General features: G+C 72.9%; 15 protein-coding genes. 10 read left to right on the forward strand and 5 right to left on the reverse strand.

The annotated features are described in order from the left end of the window. Positions 1 to 73 precede the first annotated feature (73 nt). Positions 74 to 1,489 carry an amino acid permease gene (locus OG276_RS24695; protein WP_266908844.1) on the reverse strand — a complete coding sequence of 472 codons (1,416 nt, stop codon included), beginning with the start codon at positions 1,487 to 1,489 and terminating at the stop codon, positions 74 to 76. Between the two features lie 165 nt (positions 1,490 to 1,654). Between OG276_RS24695 and OG276_RS24700 the strand changes: the two genes are divergently transcribed. Beyond that, the gene (locus OG276_RS24700; RefSeq protein WP_266908846.1) at positions 1,655 to 2,437 is read left to right on the forward strand and encodes an SDR family NAD(P)-dependent oxidoreductase; all 783 of its coding nucleotides are present in this window, start codon (positions 1,655 to 1,657) and stop codon (positions 2,435 to 2,437) included. Between the two features lie 105 nt (positions 2,438 to 2,542). Here the strand turns inward: OG276_RS24700 and OG276_RS24705 are convergent, their stop codons facing one another. Further along, positions 2,543 to 3,940, reverse strand: a complete 1,398-nt coding sequence (locus OG276_RS24705) for an amino acid permease (protein WP_266908848.1) — start codon at positions 3,938 to 3,940, stop codon at positions 2,543 to 2,545. A gap of 284 nt (positions 3,941 to 4,224) precedes the next feature. Between OG276_RS24705 and OG276_RS24710 the strand changes: the two genes are divergently transcribed. Then, the gene (locus tag OG276_RS24710; RefSeq protein ID WP_266908850.1) at positions 4,225 to 4,806 is read left to right on the forward strand and encodes a biotin transporter BioY; all 582 of its coding nucleotides are present in this window, start codon (positions 4,225 to 4,227) and stop codon (positions 4,804 to 4,806) included. A 70-nt stretch (positions 4,807 to 4,876) separates the two neighbouring features. Here OG276_RS24710 and OG276_RS24715 read toward each other — a convergent pair whose 3' ends face one another. Further along, positions 4,877 to 6,316 carry an amino acid permease gene (locus OG276_RS24715; protein ID WP_266908852.1) on the reverse strand — a complete coding sequence of 480 codons (1,440 nt, stop codon included), beginning with the start codon at positions 6,314 to 6,316 and terminating at the stop codon, positions 4,877 to 4,879. Positions 6,317 to 6,536: 220 nt separating this feature from the next. On the opposite strand from OG276_RS24715, the gene OG276_RS24720 reads away from it, so the two are divergent. Together OG276_RS24720 and OG276_RS24725 are read left to right on the forward strand one after the other, a co-directional pair. Continuing rightward, positions 6,537 to 7,022: a ribose-5-phosphate isomerase gene (locus tag OG276_RS24720; protein WP_266908854.1), complete on the forward strand. Its 486-nt coding sequence runs from the start codon at positions 6,537 to 6,539 to the stop codon at positions 7,020 to 7,022. Between the two features lie 140 nt (positions 7,023 to 7,162). Then, on the forward strand, positions 7,163 to 7,969 hold the full coding sequence (locus tag OG276_RS24725) for an Fpg/Nei family DNA glycosylase (RefSeq protein ID WP_266908856.1): 807 nt from the start codon (positions 7,163 to 7,165) through the stop codon (positions 7,967 to 7,969). A 200-nt stretch (positions 7,970 to 8,169) separates the two neighbouring features. Here OG276_RS24725 and OG276_RS24730 read toward each other — a convergent pair whose 3' ends face one another. Beyond that, positions 8,170 to 9,405, reverse strand: a complete 1,236-nt coding sequence (locus OG276_RS24730) for a GNAT family N-acetyltransferase (RefSeq protein ID WP_266908858.1) — start codon at positions 9,403 to 9,405, stop codon at positions 8,170 to 8,172. A gap of 117 nt (positions 9,406 to 9,522) precedes the next feature. Here OG276_RS24730 and OG276_RS24735 point away from each other — a divergent pair, with 117 nt between their 5' ends. From OG276_RS24735 to OG276_RS24760, 6 genes are all read left to right on the forward strand, one after another. Next, complete coding sequence (locus tag OG276_RS24735; protein ID WP_266908860.1) at positions 9,523 to 10,668, forward strand: PP2C family protein-serine/threonine phosphatase; 1,146 nt, start codon at positions 9,523 to 9,525, stop codon at positions 10,666 to 10,668. 789 nt (positions 10,669 to 11,457) lie between these two features. Then, positions 11,458 to 12,381, forward strand: a complete 924-nt coding sequence (locus OG276_RS24740; RefSeq protein ID WP_266908862.1) for an ABC transporter ATP-binding protein — start codon at positions 11,458 to 11,460, stop codon at positions 12,379 to 12,381. Further along, positions 12,381 to 14,816 carry an FtsX-like permease family protein gene (locus OG276_RS24745; protein WP_266908864.1) on the forward strand — a complete coding sequence of 812 codons (2,436 nt, stop codon included), beginning with the start codon at positions 12,381 to 12,383 and terminating at the stop codon, positions 14,814 to 14,816. Before OG276_RS24740 ends, OG276_RS24745 begins: the two co-directional genes overlap by 1 nt. Before the next feature lie 792 nt (positions 14,817 to 15,608). Beyond that, a complete protein-coding gene (locus OG276_RS24750; protein WP_266908866.1) occupies positions 15,609 to 17,069 on the forward strand; it encodes a pyridoxal-dependent decarboxylase in 1,461 nt (486 codons plus the stop codon). Further along, a complete protein-coding gene (locus OG276_RS24755) occupies positions 17,066 to 17,521 on the forward strand; it encodes an HD domain-containing protein (RefSeq protein WP_266908867.1) in 456 nt (151 codons plus the stop codon). The genes OG276_RS24750 and OG276_RS24755 overlap by 4 nt, the downstream gene beginning before the upstream one ends. A gap of 130 nt (positions 17,522 to 17,651) precedes the next feature. Beyond that, positions 17,652 to 17,846: a hypothetical protein gene (locus OG276_RS24760; protein WP_250739483.1), complete on the forward strand. Its 195-nt coding sequence runs from the start codon at positions 17,652 to 17,654 to the stop codon at positions 17,844 to 17,846. A 23-nt stretch (positions 17,847 to 17,869) separates the two neighbouring features. On the opposite strand, the gene OG276_RS24765 is transcribed toward OG276_RS24760, so the two are convergent. Next, positions 17,870 to 18,220, reverse strand: coding sequence for a hypothetical protein (locus OG276_RS24765; RefSeq protein ID WP_266908869.1), 351 nt, complete (start codon positions 18,218 to 18,220; stop codon positions 17,870 to 17,872). Between the last annotated feature and the right edge of the window lie 334 nt (positions 18,221 to 18,554).

Consider the following 18,554-nt stretch of genomic DNA (forward strand, 5'->3'; position numbering starts at 1 on the left):
GACCTCCACAACGCCGAAGGCCGGGCCCATGCGATCGCATGAGCCCGGCCTTCGGGACGGCTGTACGGCGGGGTTACGCGGCTTCGCGCGCCGCCGCCCGGCGCTGGATGACGTAGCCGGTGGCGGCCAGGGCCACGGTCAGGCCGCCGGTGAAGACGAGCTGGATCCGGGTGTCGTCGCCCATCGCCATCAGGACCAGGACCCCGACGAGCCCGGCCAGCGCGACCCAGGTCAGATACGGGAAGCCCCACATCTTCACGACCAGCTTCTCGGGGGCCTCGCGCTCCGTGCGGCGCCGCAGCACGAACTGCGAGACGGCGATGAAGCCCCAGACCACGAGGATGACCCCGCCGACCATGTTCAGCAGCCAGGCGAAGAGGGTGTCCGGGTACCAGTACGACAGCAGCACGGTGACGAAGCCGAAACCGGAGGAGGCCAGCACCGCCCGGCGCGGCACCCGGCCGGAGAGCTTGCCCAGTGCCTTGGGGCCCTGGCCGCGGGCGACCAGGGAGTAGGCCATGCGGGAGGAGCCGTAGATGTTCGCGTTCATCGCGGACAGCAGGGCGATCAGGATGACCACGTTCATGACCTGCCCGGCGTGCGGGATGCCCAGGTGGTCCAGGGTGGCCGCGTACGGGCCCTCGGTGGTGACCGCCGGGTCGTTCCACGGCAGCAGCGTGACGATGACCAGCATCGAGCCGACGTAGACGATCGCGATCCGCCACATGGTGGTCTTCACGGCCTTGGCGACGCCCCGGACCGGGTTGTCGGACTCGGCGGCCGCGATGGTCACCGTCTCCAGACCGCCGTACGCGACCACGGAGGCGAGCAGGCCGACCAGCAGCCCGTCCACGCCATTGGGCAGGAAGCCGCCGTCGTGCAGCAGGTTGGCGGTGCCGGGGGAGCCGGTGCCGGGCAGCATGCCGAGGACGGCCAGCACGCCCAGGCCCAGGAAGAGGCCGATCGCGCCGATCTTCAGGGCGGCGAACCAGAACTCGAACTCGCCGAAGTGGGAGACGGCGGCCAGGTTGGAGCCGCAGAACATCGCCATGAAGACCAGCACCCACATCCACGAGGGGGTGCCCGGGAACCAGCCCGTCATGATGTGCGCCGCGCCGATGGCCTCGATGGCCACGCCCACGCACAGCAGGGTCCAGAACATCCAGCCGGCGGTGAAACCGGCCCACGGGCCGATGGCCCGCTCCGCGTGCACCGAGAAGGAGCCGGAGGCGGGGTTCGCGGCGGACATCTCGCCGAGCATCCGCATCACGAACATCACGAGCAGCCCGGAAGCGGCGTACGCGAGCACGATCGAGGGCCCGGCCGCCGCGATGCCGGCGCCGGAGCCGACGAAGAGACCCGCGCCGATGACCCCGCCGAGGGCGATCATCGAAAGGTGGCGCTGCTTGAGTCCGTTGCCGAGGGGCGATCCGGCTTCGGGCCGGTTCGCGGCCTCTTGCTCGGGCGGGGTCAGGGTGCTCTGGCTCATGGGGAGGTGCCTGTCCGGTGTGCGGTGGGACGGGAGGGAGTGCCCCAGTCTCGCCCGTGTCCGCTCCCCGGACCTTATGTGTCCGTTATCCGGACAGGCGGATGACCGGGTGTGATCATCCCCGTACGCTGGCGCATCGGACCGGAGCGCACGACGGAGGGCCGAATGGACCACGGAATAAGGGAATTGGCCGCGACGGGCCGGGGCGTGCTCGTCACCGGAGCCTCGCGGGGCATCGGACGGGCGATCGCCACGGCGTTCGCCGAGCAGGGCGACCGGGTCGCGGTGCACTGCACGGTCCGCGGGCCCGACGCCGAGCGGACCCTCGCGGAGCTGCCGGGCGAGGGGCACGTCCTCGTCGCCGGCGACCTCGCCGACCCGGCGCGCGTGGAAGCCCTCGCCGCCGAGGCCCAGAAGGCGCTCGGCGGGATCGACGTCCTCGTGAACAATGCCGCCGTGATGGTCGCGCATCCGCTGCCCACCACCTCGTACGCCGACTGGCAGGCCGCCTGGCAGCACACTGCCGCGGTCAACCTCTTCGGCGCCGCCAACCTGGCCTACTGCGCGGCCCGCCACATGATCGACGGCGGCCGCGAGGGGCGCATCGTCAACATCGGCTCGCGCGGTGCCTTCCGGGGCGAGCCCGACCACCCCGCCTACGGCGCCACCAAGGCCGCGCTGCACGCGCTGGGCCAGTCCCTCGCCGTCTCCCTCGCCCCGCACGGCATCGCGGTGGCCGCCGTCGCACCCGGTTTCGTCGCCACCGAGCGGGTCGCCGGCCGGCTGGAGGGGGAGGAAGGCGAGCGGATCCGGGCGCAGAGCCCCTTCGGCCGGGTGGGAACCCCGCAGGAGATCGCCGCCGCCGTGCTCCACCTGGCCTCGCCCGCGGCGCGCTGGAGCTCGGGCGCCGTCCTCGACGTCAACGGGGCCTCGTACCTGCGCACCTGATGCCTCTGGGGCCTGATGCACCTGGCACCTGACGCCTCGCGCACCTGACGCGCGAAGGCCCCCGCGCGGGGTGCGCGGGGGCCTTCGCGGGGGACCGGCCGGTGGTCAGGCCTTCGCGGCCCGGAGCTCGCGGACCCATGCCACCAGCAGCACCGCGGCCGCGGCACCCGAGGACCACAGCAACTGCGGCCGCGCCGAATCGTCGAACAGCATCAGGACCAGCACCGTGGCCATCCCGATCAGCGCCGCCCACGTCGCGTACGGGAACAGCCACATCGGCAGCGTCAGCCGCTCCGGCATGTCCCGCTCGATCTTCCTGCGCAGCTTCAGCTGCGAGACCGCGATCAGGGCCCACACGAAGATCAGCACCGCGCCGACCGCGTTGAGCATGTAGAGGAAGATCGTGTCCGGCCACAGCAGGTTCAGCACCACCGAGACGAACCCGAAGGCCACCGACGCGAAGACCGCCCGGCGCGGCACCCCGCCGCCCGACACCTTCAGCAGGGACTTCGGCGCCTCGCCCCGCTCCGCCAGCGAGAACACCATGCGCGAGGACCCGTACAGGTTCGCGTTGAGCGCCGACAGCAGGGCCACGAAGATCACGACGTCCATGATCTGGCCGGCGTGCGCGATGCCGATCGAGTCGAGGACGGCCACGTACGGGCTCTGGCCCGGCGTCAGCGAGTCCCACGGCAGCAGGGTCACGATGACCAGCATCGAGCCGACGTAGAAGAAGAGGATGCGCCACACGGCGCTGCGCACCGCGCGGGACACGGACCGGGCGGGGTCGTCCGACTCGGCGGCCGCGATGGTGACGACCTCCAGGCCGCCGAAGGCGAAGACGACGGCCAGCATGCCGGCGACCACACCGCTCGCGCCGTTCGGGAAGAAGCCGCCCTGGCCGGTCAGGTTGGCCATCCCGACCGGATCCGTGTCCGGCAGCAGGCCGAAGACGGCCAGCGCGCCGAGGACCAGGAACAGCACGATCGCGCCGACCTTGAGCGCCGCGAACCAGAACTCGAACTCGCCGAAGTTCCGCACGGCGGCCAGGTTGCTCACGGTGAAGACCACCATGAAGACGAGCACCCAGACCCACTGGTCCACCGAGGGCAGCCAGCCGTTCGCGATCTTCGCCGCGGCGGTCGCCTCCACGGCCAGCACCACGACCAGCAGGAACCAGTACAGCCAGCCGGCCGAGAAACCGGCCCAGCGGCCGAGCGCCTTCTCCGCGTAGACCGAGAAGGAGCCGGAGGCGGGCATCGCCGCCGACATCTCCCCGAGCGCCCGCATCACCAGCATCGCGAGGATGCCCGCGAGCAGGTACGAGCAGATGATCGCGGGACCGGCGATGGTGATGCCGGCGCCGGAGCCGACGAACAGCCCGGCGCCGATCACGCCGCCGAGGCCCAGCATGGTCAGGTGGCGCTGTTTGAGGCTGTGGCTCAGGGGCTCGGGTGGGAGCTCGTCCGTGGTGCCGGGAGGGGCGGACGGGAGGTCGCGCATGAAGGGTGCTCGTACTCTCTAAGGCCTCGCGGCGGTGGGGGCTCCGCGACAGTTGGAGGGACCCTACAGTCTCTCCGGAGAGCACCCATCCGCGCAAAACGGACGTGTTGTCGTTCATTGCCCGTGATGCGGATCACTGCACCCGGGGCGCGGAGTGGGGTCTTTGTGTACTCCCCACCAAACCGGGGAGTACGGCTTTGTCCCGGGCAGCCCTGATGCGGCCCCGGACCCGGAACTAACGTCGGTGATCGTCCCTGTCGACCCCACCTCCCGCGGAGTCCCCGATGAGCACCGCTTCCGTTCCCTTCCGCCCCGGCGCCGTCCTCGCCGACCTGCTGCCCGCGAGCCGCGTCCGCGATATCGCGCTCGTGGCCGGCGGAGCCGCGCTCACCGGCCTGGCCGCGCAGATCGCCGTCCACGTCGACGGCCTGGCCGCCCCGATCACCGGGCAGACCTTCGCCGCGCTGCTCGTGGGCACCGCGCTGGGCGCCGGCCGCGGCTTCCTCTCGCTGGCCCTCTACACCCTGGTCGGCATGGCCGGCGTGCCGTGGTTCGCGGGCGGCGCTTCCGGCGCGGGCGGCGCGACCTTCGGGTACGTCCTCGGCATGCTGCTGGCCTCCACCCTCGTCGGCGCCCTCGCGCGGCGCGGCGCCGACCGCTCGGTGCTGCGTACGGCGGGCGCGATGGTGCTGGGCTCCGCGGTCGTCTACGCCGTCGGTGTCCCCTACCTCGCGCTGTCCACCGGGATGTCCCTCGGCGCGGCCGTCGCGGGCGGGCTGACGCCCTTCCTGATCGGCGACGCGCTCAAGGCCGCGCTGGCGATGGGCCTGCTGCCGGCCGCCTGGAAGCTCCTCGGCCGCGCGTGAGCGCTCGTACTCCACACGGCAGCCCCGGACCGCACTGCGCGGTCCGGGGCTGCCGTCGTTTCCGGAGCTGTTACGCGGAGGCCTTCAGGGCGGCCTTGCGGCGCAGCTGTCGTGCCACGCCGATCGCGATCACCACGGCCGCGACCAGCAGCGACAGCAGGACGGTCTCGCGGTTGTCCTTGTCGTAGACCATGTAGCCGAGGACGAAGGTGATCATCGCGGCGGTGGCCCAGGTCAGGTACGGGAAGAACCACATCTTCACCGTCACCTTCTCCGGGGCCTCGCGCATGAGGATCCCGCGCATCCGCAGCTGGGTCAGGCAGATGACCAGCCACACGAACAGCGCGATCGCGCCCGAGGCGTTCAGCAGGAAGCTGAAGACGGTGTCCTTGAAGGCGTAGTTGAAGTAGACGGCGGCGAAGCCGAAGACGACCGAGCCGAGGATGGCGGCCATCGGCACGCCCCGCTTGTTCACCTTGGCGAAGGACTTCGGGGCGTCACCGCGCTCGCCCAGCGAGAAGGCCATGCGGGAGGCGGTGTACAGGCCGGAGTTCAGGCAGGACAGCACGGCCGTCAGGACGATGACGTTCATGATCTGGCCGGCGTGCGCGATGCCGATCGAGTCCAGGGCCGCGACGTACGAGCCCTTCTCCACGATCGAGGCGTCGTTCCACGGCAGCAGGGTCAGCACGATGAAGATCGAGCCCAAGTAGAAGACGCCGATGCGCCAGATCACCGAGTTGGTGGCCTTGGTGACCGCGCGCCGCGGGTCCTCGGACTCGCCGGCGGCCAGCGTGACGATCTCGCTGCCCATGAAGGAGAAGACGACCATCAGCACACCGGTGAGGACTGAGCCCCAGCCGTTCGGCATGAAGCCGCCCGTGTCGGTGAGGTGGGCGAAGCCCGCGCCCGGGTTGTCCGAGCCCGGCAGCACGCCGAAGACGGCCAGCAGGCCGATGATCACGAAGCCGCCGATGGCGACCACCTTGATGCCGGCGAACCAGAACTCGAACTCGCCGTACGAGGCGACCGAGCCGAGGTTGGTGACCGTCAGCACGGCCATCACGATCAGCGCCCAGGCCCACTGCGGGACGGCCGGGACCCAGCTTTCGAGGATGACGGCGCCGGCGGTGGCCTCCACGGCCAGGACGACGACCCAGAAGAACCAGTACAGCCAGCCGATGGAGAAGCCGGCCCAGCGGCCGAGCGCCCGGTCGGCGTACGCGGAGAAGGAGCCGGAGTTCGGGCTGGCGGCGGCCATCTCGCCCAGCATCCGCATGACGAAGACGACCATCGCGCCGACCAGCGCGTAGGACAGCAGGATGGCGGGACCGGTCTTGGCGATACCGCCGCCGGAACCGACGAAGAGCCCGGCGCCGATCACGCCGCCGATGGCGATCATGGACAGGTGGCGGTTCTTGAGACCGGCCTTCAGGCCGTCGGAGGGCTTGCCTTCACCGGGATCGCCGGTGGGGGAGCCTTCCTTCTGAAGGGTCGTCGTGGAGCTCATGAACGGATCCTTAGGTTCTCGGGTGGCGAGCCCCGGCATTCAAACCTGAGATGAACGCAGGGCGGAAGACCCCAATCCGGATCGTTGCTTCGGGACGAACGACCAGGACCTGGGTCCCGCGGTGTCCCATCTGCGTTCTTTGGGTTTACTTGAGCTTTAGAAGTGACTTACGCGACACCCCGCGGCGGGTCCCCGGGCCGGCGCGTGCCACACTCGAACCATGCGCGTGTACCTCGGATCCGACCATGCCGGCTTTGAGCTCAAGAACCACCTGGTGGACTGGCTCAAGAACAACGGCCACGAGCCCGTCGACTGCGGGCCCCACATCTACGACGCGGTGGACGACTACCCGCCGTTCTGCCTGCGGGCAGCCGAAGGGACCGCCGCGGACGCCGACTCCCTCGGCATCGTGATCGGCGGCTCCGGCAACGGCGAGCAGATCGCCGCGAACAAGGTCAAGGGCATCCGCGCCATCCTCGCGTGGAGCGTCCAGACCGCCGAGCTCGGCCGCGAGCACAACAACGCCAACGTCATCTCCATCGGCGGCCGGATGCACACCCAGGACGAGGTCGTCAGCTTCATCGACGCCTTCCTGAAGACCCCGTACTCCGGCGAAGAGCGCCACACCCGCCGGATCGACATGCTCTCCGCCTACGAGACCACCGGCGAGCTCCCCCCGATCCCGGCCCACCACCCGCAGGGCTGATCCCGCTTCCGGCCGCGACGCCCTCCGGGGCGGCGCGGCCGGTTTTTCATTTCCGGCCCGCTTTCCGGTCGGCTTCCCGGCCCGCTTCCCCGCCGGCTTCCCCGCCCGCGTCTCCGCCCGCTTCTCCGAGGAGTACCGCCGTGCCCGAGGGGCATACGATCCACCGCCTCGCCGAGGACCACACCGAGCGCTTCGCCGCCCGCCCGGTCCGCGTGAGCAGCCCGCAGGGCCGGTTCGCCGAGAGCGCGGCCCTCCTCGACGGACGCGAGCTGGAATCCGCCGAGGCGCACGGCAAGCACCTGTTCCTCGAACTCGGCGACGCCTGGATCCACATCCACCTCGGCCTCTTCGGAAAGCTCGGCTTCGGCCCCGCCCCGGCCCCGCCGGCCACCGACACGGTCCGCCTCCGGCTGCTGAACGAGGACCACTACGCCGACCTGCGCGGACCCACCGCCTGCGCGCTCATCGGCGAGGGCGAGAAGAAGGCGATACACGACCGGCTCGGCCCGGACCCGCTGCGCCCCACCGACGACCCCGACCGCGCCTGGGCCCGGATCTCCCGCTCCCGCACCACCGTGGCCGCCCTGCTCATGGACCAGAAGGTCGTCTCGGGCGTCGGCAACGTCTACCGCGCCGAGGTCCTCTTCCGGCACGGCATCGACCCCTACCGCCCGGGCAAGGACCTCACCCGCCGCGAATGGGACGCGATCTGGGCCGACCTCGTCCTCCTCATGCGCGAGGGCGTGCGCAACAACCGCATCGACACGGTCCGCGACGAGCACCTGCCCGAGGCCATGGGCCGCCCGCCGAGGGTGGACGACCACGGCGGCGAGGTGTACGTCTACCGCAGGGCCAACATGCCCTGCCACATCTGCGGCGGCGAGATCCGCACCGCCGGTCTCGCCGCCCGCAACCTCTTCTGGTGCCCGGGGTGCCAGGGCCGCTAGGGCCTGTCGTCAAATTCCCGCCTGCCCCGCGGCGTCTGGCACGCGCTCTCGCCGCACCGGGCGAAAGCCCGAGTACGTCCAGTACTCGGACTTCCGCCCGGCACGACGAGAGCACGCACCAGACGCCGCGGGGCCGCCCTTCGGGCGACGACGGGAATTTGACGACAGGCCCTAGGGCCGCCCCTTCCGGGGCGCCCCCGCTAGAAGCCGTGCGGCAGCCACGGGGCCACGTCTCCCGCGAAGGCTCGGGAGGTACGGGCCAGCGCGCCCGGCCGCACCTCGCGCACCAGGCCGGCCGCGCCCAGCGAGTTCAGGGTGACCCCGCCCAGGTACGCCGCGCCCAGCTCCCGTACCGACAGCTCCAGGTCGGCCGGGTCATCCGTCCGGGTACAGACCGCGGCCCCGTCCGCCCCGACGGCCAGCCGCCAGCGCCCCGCGTTCCACGGGCAGAAGGCGTCCTCCACCTCCAGCACCACGTCCGGCGCGGCCCCGTACGCCCGCGCGGCCAGCGCCGCCGGCAGGTCCACGAGCCGTACGTGCAACGCGTCGCGCAGCCGCACCTGCGTCCGCCGGACATCGGTGACCAGGTGCAGCAGCGCATCGTCCGCCGGCCGCTTGACGGCCCGTACGGTCCAGGTCAGGTCGATGGAGCACACGTACCGCCACAGCGCCGCGTACGCCGCCGGATCGAGCGCGTCGAGGTCCGCCACGTCCACCCGGCCGTCCGAACCGGTCAGGTCCCACTCGGGCTTGACCCGGTAGCGGGCGTACCCGACCACCTCGCCGTCCGCCCGCTCGGCGACCACGCACTTCAGCGGCGACCCGCCGTGCCGCGTCGCCTCCGGATCGAGCAGCGCCTGCAGCTCCCAGCCGGGCTGCCGGGCCGGCATCCCGGGACGGCCCGCGACCAGCGCCGCGTAGACCCGCTCGCAGTCGGCCAGGGCCTTGCGCGGATCGACCAGCCGCAGCCGTACGTCGTCGGTCCCCGGCGGCACGGAGAGCCGTACGCGGGTCTTGTCGATCTCCACGGACATCGAGTACGCGGCGGTGCCGTAGCCGAAGCGCCCGTAGATCGCCGGATCCGAGGCCGTCAGCACGGCGATCGGCTCACCACCCGCCCGGACCTCGTCCAGTTGGCGGCGCATCAGCGAGGTCAGCACGCCCCGCCTGCGGTGCGTGGGGGAGACCCCCACCATCGTGACCCCGGCGGCGGGCACGAGCGCCCCGCCCGGCACCGAGAGCCGGAAGGAGAAGGCCCCCGCCGTGCCGACGCAGGTCCCGTCGTCCCAGACTCCGAGGGACCGCTCCGTCTCCGTCAGCGACCGGTAGAGTTCCCGCTCCTCGGGGGATTCGGGCACTCCACCGAACGCCAGTTCCAGCTGGTCGTACCAGACATCCCACTCATCAGCCAGCAATACGCGCGTCTCAAGAGGCATACGGCCATCCCTATCAGGGCAATCCGTCCCGGTCGATCTCTTTTCGGGTCGCCGATGGGCCCATCTCAGGGGGTACCCCTGCGCGCGCACAGCCAGGATGGATAGGGTCCCGAAGCAATGGCCGGAGCACACGTGGAGTCCCTCCTGGCCCGGACCCGCATGACGTGGCACCGGGCGCGCACCGCGCTGCGCAAATCCGCCGTCGACTACTTCCGCGGCGACGCCTCCGACTGGCTGGCCTTCGGCGGCCTGATCCTGACCATCCCGGCCATCGCCTGCGGCACGCTGATGCTGCCCGTGTGGTTCTCGCCCGCCGCGCTCGTCCTGCCGATCGTGGCCGGGGGCCTGCTGCTGCGCCCCGCCAGTCTTCTCGCCCTGTACGCGGCCTCCGCGGCCGCCCTCATCGTCGAGGCCCTCGTCCTCGGCCCGTACACCCAGGGCCCGGCGCGGGTCACTCCCGGCACTGTCCTCGTCGTCGCCGCCTGCGGCTTCTTCGGCCTGGTCATCGCCCAGTTCCGCAGCCGCGTGGGCGTGCCCTGGCGGCGCGGCGGCACCATGCTCTTCGACCTGCGCGAACGCATCCGGGTCCAGAGCAAACTGCCCGCCCTGCCGCGCGGCTGGCACCGGGAGATGGCCCTGCGGCCGGCCGGCGGCCAGTCCTTCTCCGGCGACTTCGTCGTCGCCGCCCGCACCAACGGCGGCCGCACCCTGGAGATCGTCCTCACCGACGTCTCCGGCAAGGGCATGGAGGCGGGCTCCCGCGCCCTCCTCCTCTCGGGCGCCTTCGGCGGCCTCCTCGGAGCGCTCCCCCCGCACGGCTTCCTGCCCGCCGCCAACGGCTACCTGCTCCGCCAGGACTGGGACGAGGGCTTCGCCACCTCCATCCACCTCGTCCTGGACCTGGAGACCGGCGACTACGAACTCCTCTCCGCCGGCCACCTGCCCGCCCTCCAGCTCTCCGCCGGCACCGGCCGCTGGCAGGAGATGACCGGCGAAGGCCCGCTCCTCGGCGTCTACGACGGCGCGGACTTCACCCCCGCCCGGGGCAACCTCCGCCCCGGCGACGTCCTGATGCTCTTCACCGACGGCCTGGTCGAAACGGCCGAGCGCGACATCAGCGAGGGCATCGACCGCCTCACCGGCGAGGCCGACCGCTACGTCGCCGCCGGCTGGGAGGGCGCGACCTGGCACCTCATCGAAAAGGTGGCCAAGGACGTCAACGACGACAGAGCCCTCCTCCTGATCCGCCGCGCCCCTTTTTAACGCGTCCCTCGCACCGCGCACCTTTCTTACGCGTCCCTCGCACGGTCCGGCCCTGGCGGGCCTCCCCGGCTTCGGCCCGCTGCGCCGGACTCCGTCCGGCGGTGGCTGGTCGGGGGTGCCGCCGCTGCCGTCGCGGCGTGGGGCCGGTGGGCGGGTGCGGCTGGATTGGCCCTGCGGGGCGAGTTCCCCTACCCGCCCTTCGCCCGTTCCCCGGGCTCCGCCCGGACCCTTGCCGGGTGCGGCGACGTCGCCGGGGGCCAGCCCCCGGACCCCCGCGCCTCAAACGCCGGCGAGGCTGGATGCGGCCTCCGGCAAGCCGGCCCAGGACGTGCTGCGTTGCGTGCTGCGCCGACAATCCAGCGCAAGCCGTGTTGCGCAAGCCGTGCTGCCCGAGAGGTGCTGTGCAAGCCGTGCTGCGCAAGCCGTGCTGCCCAAGTGGTGCTGTGCGAGCTGTACTGCGCGCACGTCCAATCCAGCGCGGGCCAAATCCAGCCTCGCCGGCGTTTGAGGCGCGGGGTCTGGGGCGGAGCCCCAGGAGCACTTCAGCCCGTCCGGCGCTTGAGGACCGGGTCAGGGCGGAGCCCTGGGAACGGTGGAAGGGCGGGTAGGGGACTTCGCCCCGCAGGGCAACCCTCGCCGCGGCCGCCGCAGCGCACCCCCCGACCGATGCTCGGGTTACCCCCACCCCCGGTCCGCCAGCTCCCGTCATGGCCCCGCCCACCGCCCCCTCCGTAGCGTCGGAGACACGATCACCACCGGGCGATCGACCGGCACGGAAGGCGGCACACCATGGGGCTCCGGCGCAGCAAGCGACAGGCCGACCAGCAGACGCAGCAGACGCAGCACGGGCACCCGGGCCAGGCCAGCCAGGCCGAGGCGTCCCACGACGCCAGCGCCAGCGCCACCGCCCCCGCCGTCGAACTCCGCTCCGTCCGCCGCCAATACGGCCGCGGCGCCACCGCCGTACACGCCCTGCGCGGCATCGACCTCAGCCTCCCCCGCGGCAGCTTCACCGCGGTGATGGGCCCCTCCGGCTCCGGAAAGTCCACCTTCCTCCAGTGCGCCGCCGGGCTGGACCTCCCCACCGAGGGTTCCGTCCGCCTGGGCGGCACCGAGATCACCGGCATGAACGAGAACCAGCTCACCGAACTCCGCCGCAGCCGCCTCGGCTTCGTCTTCCAGGCCTTCAACCTCCTCCCCTCCCTCACCGTCGAGCAGAACGTCCTGCTCCCCATGCGCCTGGCCGGCAGCCGCGGCCCCACCGCCACCCAGGGCCGGGCCCGCGCCGCAGACCTGCTCGCCCGCGTCGGCCTGGAAGGCAAGGGCCGCCGCCGCCCCGCCGAACTCTCCGGCGGCCAGCAGCAGCGCGTGGCCATCGCCCGCGCCCTGGTCACCCGCCCCGACGTGGTCTTCGCCGACGAGCCCACCGGCGCCCTCGACACCACCACCGCCGCCGAGGTCCTCGGCCTGCTCCGCGATGCCGTGGACACCCTCGGCGCCACCGTCGTCATGGTCACCCACGACCCGGCCGCCGCCGCCCACGCCGACCAGGTGCTCTTCCTCGCCGACGGCCTCATCACCGACCGGCTCCCGCGCAGCTCCGCCGCCACGATCGCCTCCCGCATGACGGCCCTGACCGCGCGAGCGTCCGCCGTGTCCGCCGCGCCTGCTGCCCCGTCCACCGCTCCCCGGTACGCAGGAGCAGCCGCCTGATGTCGCTCCGCCCCCGTGCCAACGGCCTGGCCCGCGCCGTGCTCCGGTTCCGGCCCGCCGCCTTCGCCGGCACCTTCGTCGCCCTGTTCCTGGCCGTCGCCATCGTCTCCGCCTGCGGGATCCTGCTGGAGACCGGGGCCCGCGCGAACACCCCGCCGACGCGGTACGCCGCAGCTCCCGTCGTCGTCGCCGCCGATCAGCAGGCCCGCATGCGGATGGGCCGCGGCGACGGCGCCTACGAGGTCTCCGCGCCGCTCCCGGACCGGGCCAGGGTGGACGCCGCGCTGCTGGAGCGACTGGCCCCGCTGGGGCGGGCGGTGCCGGACGTGGTGTTCCCCGTACGGGACGGAGCGGGCGGCACGCTCGACGCCTCCGGCTGGGGCTCCACCGCCTTCAGCCCGGCGGAGCTCCGCGCGGGCAGCCCCCCGGCCGGCCCGGGCGAAGTCGTCCTGGGCGGGGCCGGCGGCCCCGACCGGGTCACGCTCGACACCCCCGCCGGGCCGCGGGAGTTCCGCGTGGTGGGGCGCGCGGACCGGCCCGGAGCCTGGTTCGCCGACACCGAGGCCCGCACCCTGTCGGGACACCCCGACGCCCTCGACGCCATCGTGCTGTTCGGGGCCGACGCGGCGCGGGCCCGGGCCGCCGTCGACGGCCGCGCCCAGGTACTGACCGGTGACGCCCGCGCCCTGGACGCACGGCTCGCGGGGGCCCAGGAGGTCCTGACCGGCCTCGGCGGCTCCTTCGGCGGGATCGCCACGCTCGTCGCCGTCTTCACCGCAGCCGGCACCGTCGCCCTCTCCGTCGGGCAGCGCTCCCGCGAGTTCGCCCTGCTGCGCGCCGTCGGAGCCACCCCGCGCCAGATCCGCCGTACGGTCGCCACCGAAGCCCTGCTCGTCGCGCCGGTCGCGGGCGCGCTGGGCTGCCTACCCGGCATCGCGCTCGCGGCCTGGTGGTTCGGGCAGCTCAAGGCGAAGGGCGCCGTTCCGGCCGGGATCGACCTCGTCGTCTCCTGGATCCCCCTGGTCAGCGCGGTCGGTCTCGCACTGGCCGCCGCCCTGGTCGCCGGCTGGGCCGCATCCCGCCGTCCCGCCCGCATCCGGCCCGGCCTGGCCCTCGCCTCGGCCGCCGTGGAACGGCTGCGACCCGGGTGGATCCGTACCCCGCTCGGCCTCGCCGCCCTGGCCGGCGGAACGGCCTGCGCGACCCTGGCTGCCACCAGCAGCGGCCCGGACGCCGCCAACGCCGCCCTCGGCGTCGTCATGCTCTTCATGCTCGCCGTCGCCCTGCTCGGCCCCCTGATCGCCCGCGCCTGCACCGCCGTCTTCGGGCTCCCGCTGCGCGCGGGCGGCGCACCCGGCGAGCTGGCCGCCGCCAACTCCCGTACGCACGCCCGCCGTCTCGCGTCCGCCATCACCCCGATCGTGCTCGCCATGGCCTTCTCCTCCACCCTGGTCTTCCTCCACACCAGCGAGGACCGGGCCGTACGGCAGCAGCAGGAGGCCGGACTGCTGGCCGACCACATCGTGTCCCTCGGCGGGTCCGACCCGCACGGCGACACGGACGGGACGGCCGTCCACGGCACGGCCGTCGACCGCGCGGCCGTCGACCGGGCGGTCGCGGCCGGGGCCGTCGCCCTCACCCGTACCTCCGTCCTCACCGTCGTCGGCTCCGGCGGCGACCGGACCTTCCACACCGCCTCCGCGCAGGGCGTCACCGGGGACCTGACCAAGGTCCAGGACCTGGGCGTCCGTTCGGGGGACCTCGCCCGGCTCGCCCCCGGCACGGTCGCCATCGACCGCACCCTGGCCGAGGCCACCCACACCGGGACCGGCGACCGCGTCGACCTGCGCCTGCCCGACGGAACCCGTGCCGCCCCCGAGATCGTGGCCGTCTACACCCGCGGCCTCGGCCTCGGCGAGGTCACCCTCCCCGCCGCCGACCTGGCCGGCCACACCACCGCCGGCCGCCCCACGGAACTCCTGTTCCGCGGCCCGGCCCCCGAAGGCCTCGGCCCGGTGCTGTCGGCCGCCGCCTGGACTTCCGAGCAGAGCGTGGACCGGCAGCTCAACGCCTGGGCCAACACCACCATGGCCGCCGTCCTCGGCGGCTTCGCGGCCGTCGCCGCCGCCAACACCCTGGTCATGACCGTCCTGGACCGCCGCCGCGAACTCCACATGCTCCGCCTGATCGGCTCCACCCGCCGCCAGATCCTGCGGATGCTCTCCTGGGAAGCCCTCCTGGTCAGTGGCACGGGCATCGGCCTCGGCTCGGCGATAGCCCTGGCCACGCTGACCCCCCTGACGAAGGCGATGACGGGCACCGGCCCGTACGTCCCGCCCCTCGTCTACGGCTCCTTCGTGGCGGCCGCCATCGCCCTGACCCTGGCGGCCACGACCCTCCCGGCCCGCCGCGCCCTGCGCCTCAGCCGAACCTGATGTCCCGCACGCCGACCAGCGCCAACGCCGGCCCCTCAGATCCCACACCCGTCCCGACGCGACGTGCCTCTCGCCGCAGCCCCGCCGACGTTCGAGGGCCGGGGTCCGGCCCTCCCCGCCGCCGGGCTGCTGGGATGACCGGTGCCCGGTCATCCCAGCAGCCCGCAGCCCAAGGCCCCGGGCCCGGCGTTTGCACCCCGAAGTCCGGGCCCTTCCAGCCGCCCGGGGTTTGCCCCCCGGGGTCTGGGCACTTCCAGTTGTCCGGACCCCGGGTTCTGGGCCCTTCCAGCTGTCCGGCGTTTACACCCTGGGGTCCGGGCCCTTCCAGCCGTCCGGCGTTTGCCCCCGGGGTCTGGGCACCTTCAGCCGTCCGGCGTTTGAGGACCGGGGTCTGGGGCGGAGCCCCAGAGGGGTCCGGGCACAGCCCGGCACCCCTCCCCAGCCCGTCCGGCGCTTGAGGACCGGGTCAGGGCCGGCCCTGGGAACGGTGGAAGGGTGGGTAGGGGACTTCGCCCCGCAGGGCCGCCCCCACGCGCAGCGACGCCGCGTACCTGCTCCGGCCCGAGGGGCACCACCGTGGTTCCGGGAAGGCCCCGGGCAGCAGCACAGCCCAGACGGCGGCCCAGCCAAGACGGCGGCACGGCCCCGGGCAGCGGCCCCCCCAGACGGCGGCACACCCAGGGCAGCGGCCCACCCCAGGCGGCGCCACCCCGCAGCGCCACACCCGCGCCCCCGACCACTCGCTCAGGATTGGCCCGCCCGCCGCCCCGAGGCGACACATACCGTGCCCCCATGGACCGCACCCTCGCCGCCGACCTGTCCCGCCTCCCCGAGCTCCTCGACGCCACCCGCGACGCCGCCGCCGCGACACTCGCAACGCTGGACACGCGTCCCGTCGTACCACTACGAGCCCCCGCGGACCCGACCCAGCCGACCCAGCCGACCCAGCCGACCCAGCCGACCCATCCGACCCATCCGACCCAGCCGACCCCGACCCCACCGCTCCCCGAACACGGCACCGGCACCAAGGCCGCCCTCGCAGCCTTCGCGGAGCGCTGGGCACCCCGCCTGTCGGCCTCCGCCGGCCCCCGCTACCTCGGCTTCGTCACCGGCGGCGCCACCCCCGCCGCCCTCGCGGGCGACTGGCTCACCGCGGCCCACGACCAGAACTCCAACTCCGCCCTGGACGGCGGAGGTCAGGACCTCGAACGCGAAACCATCACCTGGCTCCGCGAGCTGTTCCACCTCTCCGCCGCCCACACCGGCACCTTCGTCAGCGGCGCCACCATGTCCAACACCACCGGCCTCGCCATCGCCCGCGAATGGCTCGGCGAACGCCTCGGCGTCTCCCCGGCCGAGGACGGCGCCGCCGCCCTCGGCCCGGTCCGCGTCCTCTCCGGAGCCCCGCACTCCTCCATCGCGAAGGCGCTCTCCGTCCTCGGCCTCGGCCGCAGTTCCCTCGTCCCCGTCCCCACCCTGCCCGGCCGCGAGGCCGTCGACCCGGCCGCCCTGGACCGCGCCCTCGCCGACACGCCCGGCCGGCCCGCCGTGGTCGTCGCCAACGCCGGCACCGTCAACACTGTGGACTTCGACGACCTCCGCGCCATCGCCGCACTCCGCGAACGCCACGACTTCTGGCTGCACACGGACGCCGCCTTCGGCGCGTTCGCGGCGCTCTCGCCGGCCCACGCCCACCTCACCGACGGCCTCGACGCCTCCGACTCGATCTGCGTCGACCTGCACAAATGGCTCAACGTCCCCTATGACAGTGCCGTTCAGTTCACCCGCCGCCGCGATCTCCAGGCCCGCGTCTTCCAGAACGCCGCCACCTACCTCGGCCCGCTCTCAGAAGAACCCGACCTGGTCCACCTCACCCCGGAGAACTCCCACCGGCTGCGCGCCCTCGCCGCCTGGTTCACGCTGCGCGCCTACGGCCGCGAGGGCCACCGCGAGATCGTGGAACGGGACATCGCCTGCGCCCGCTCCCTCGGCGAATCCCTCACACAGGACCCGCACTTCACGGTCCTCGCCCCCGTCCGCCTGAACGTCGTCTGCTTCACCCTCGCCGACGCTCCCACCCGGGCCCGCCTGACAGCCCTGCGCGAAGCCGCCGGACCGGAGGTGTTCGTCACCCCCACGACCTACGCGGGAACCCCGGCCCTGCGCGCCGCGTTCTCCAACTGGCGCACCACACAAGCAGACGTACGCCGAATCGCGCAGGCCCTCCACAAGGCGGCGAAGGAGCTCGGATGACGCACAGCCCACTCACCCTCATCGAGGTCGAGGCCCTCGCCCGCACCGCGCACGAGGGCCAGACCGACAAGGCCGGCAGGCCGTACGCGGAACACCTCGCCGCCGTCGCCGAGGGCGTCCGCGCCCGCGGCGGCACCGCCGAACAGCAGGCGGCGGCCTGGCTCCACGACGCGATCGAGGACGAAGCCCTCACCCCGGCCTGGCTGGAATCGGCCGAACTGCCCCAGTCCGTCAAGGACATGATCTTGGCCGTCACCAAACGCCCCGGCGAACCGGTCGAGGCGTACACGGCCCGCATCCTCGCCACCCCCGGCGCCCTCCTGGTCAAGGAGGCCGACCTGGCCCACAACGCGGACCCCGCCCGCCTCGCGGTCCTCGACGCCCCCACCCGCGACAGGCTGTCCGGGAAGTACGCCTATGTCCGCTCCCTCCTGGGCCTCACCACCCCCTGACGCAAAAGCGTCACCGTCTCTTCGCCACGGGACGGATAGCCGGGGCCCGTTGGTGGGAGGATGGAGCATGTGGGGGTGCGCACGGCCGCGCCCCGGGCCGACCAGGGGACGACCGAAGGTGTGATCAGAAGTGGCCATTTCGCTGTCAGTGGTAGTCCTGTTGGCGATCATCCTCGTGGTGCTCGTCCGCGGAGGCCACCTCAAGGCCGGCCCCGCGATCGTCGCGGTCCTCTTCGGCTTCTTCCTCGCCTCCAGCTCCATCGCCCCGGACGTAAACCGCTTCCTGAACTCCCTCGCGGACACCATCGCGGGCATCAAGCTCTGACCCGTCCCGCCCGGTGACCGCGGTCAATTGGCCGACTGCAGACGCTCGGTGACGGCTGCCAGCGACCCGCTGCACTGGTCGCCCGCGAGGGAGCCGAGGGCGGCACCGGCCATGACGAACGCGTCGAGGAAGCGGGAGCCGCCCGAGGCGTGGAGGTTGCCCAGCTTGTGGGCCATGTACGCCGTTCCGCCGGCGCAGGCCGCCTTGTAGATGCTCTCCAAGTTCGGCGAGAGATCGGTCGTCAGGGCGGACGGTGCCGTGGTGCGCGCGGAGGTGCCCGCCGCGGCGGTGGTGTTCATCGCAGCGTCGATCATGCGGTTCGCGGCGTTGTCCACGGCTGCCGGGTTCTTGACCTCGCAGTGCCGGAACACCAATCCGATGGCCTCCGGGATGAGGGGGGCGTGCGCCGTCTGGAAGCCGGGCAGCCGCTCCAGCAGCCGGTCCGCGGCGGCGGTGCCCCTCGTATCGCTGCTCGCAGGACAGACCCCGCAGGACAGGCGACGAACCCAGCGGGAACGACGAAGGGCCAGGTCGAGGAAACATCCTCTGACCTGGCCCTTTGCGTCTCTGAGCGGGTGACGGGAATCGAACCCGCGTAGCTAGTTTGGAAGATCGCGTACCCGCCCCTGGCCCGACCAGCCAAGACGCTGACCAGCTCGTTCCTGGGATCCTCGCCGCCGTTCCCCTTCACTCCCCGCTCGCCGCCGC

Origin of the sequence: Streptomyces sp. NBC_00086 (genome assembly GCF_026343255.1) — a bacterium.
Taxonomy (GTDB): domain Bacteria; phylum Actinomycetota; class Actinomycetes; order Streptomycetales; family Streptomycetaceae; genus Streptomyces.

Bases quoted from the DNA above. Each gene is read 5' to 3' on its own strand.
- OG276_RS24715 (WP_266908852.1), bottom strand. From the start codon at position 6,316: ATGAGCTCCACGACGACCCTTCAGAAGGAAGGCTCCCCCACCGGCGAT.
- OG276_RS24750 (WP_266908866.1), top strand. From the start codon at position 15,609: ATGGACCGCACCCTCGCCGCCGACCTGTCCCGCCTCCCCGAGCTCCTC.
- OG276_RS24700 (WP_266908846.1), top strand. From the start codon at position 1,655: ATGGACCACGGAATAAGGGAATTGGCCGCGACGGGCCGGGGCGTGCTC.
- OG276_RS24735 (WP_266908860.1), top strand. From the start codon at position 9,523: ATGGCCGGAGCACACGTGGAGTCCCTCCTGGCCCGGACCCGCATGACG.
- OG276_RS24720 (WP_266908854.1), top strand. From the start codon at position 6,537: ATGCGCGTGTACCTCGGATCCGACCATGCCGGCTTTGAGCTCAAGAAC.
- OG276_RS24740 (WP_266908862.1), top strand. From the start codon at position 11,458: ATGGGGCTCCGGCGCAGCAAGCGACAGGCCGACCAGCAGACGCAGCAG.
- OG276_RS24755 (WP_266908867.1), top strand. From the start codon at position 17,066: ATGACGCACAGCCCACTCACCCTCATCGAGGTCGAGGCCCTCGCCCGC.
- OG276_RS24695 (WP_266908844.1), bottom strand. From the start codon at position 1,489: ATGAGCCAGAGCACCCTGACCCCGCCCGAGCAAGAGGCCGCGAACCGG.
- OG276_RS24730 (WP_266908858.1), bottom strand. From the start codon at position 9,405: ATGCCTCTTGAGACGCGCGTATTGCTGGCTGATGAGTGGGATGTCTGG.
- OG276_RS24745 (WP_266908864.1), top strand. From the start codon at position 12,381: ATGTCGCTCCGCCCCCGTGCCAACGGCCTGGCCCGCGCCGTGCTCCGG.
- OG276_RS24705 (WP_266908848.1), bottom strand. From the start codon at position 3,940: ATGCGCGACCTCCCGTCCGCCCCTCCCGGCACCACGGACGAGCTCCCA.
- OG276_RS24710 (WP_266908850.1), top strand. From the start codon at position 4,225: ATGAGCACCGCTTCCGTTCCCTTCCGCCCCGGCGCCGTCCTCGCCGAC.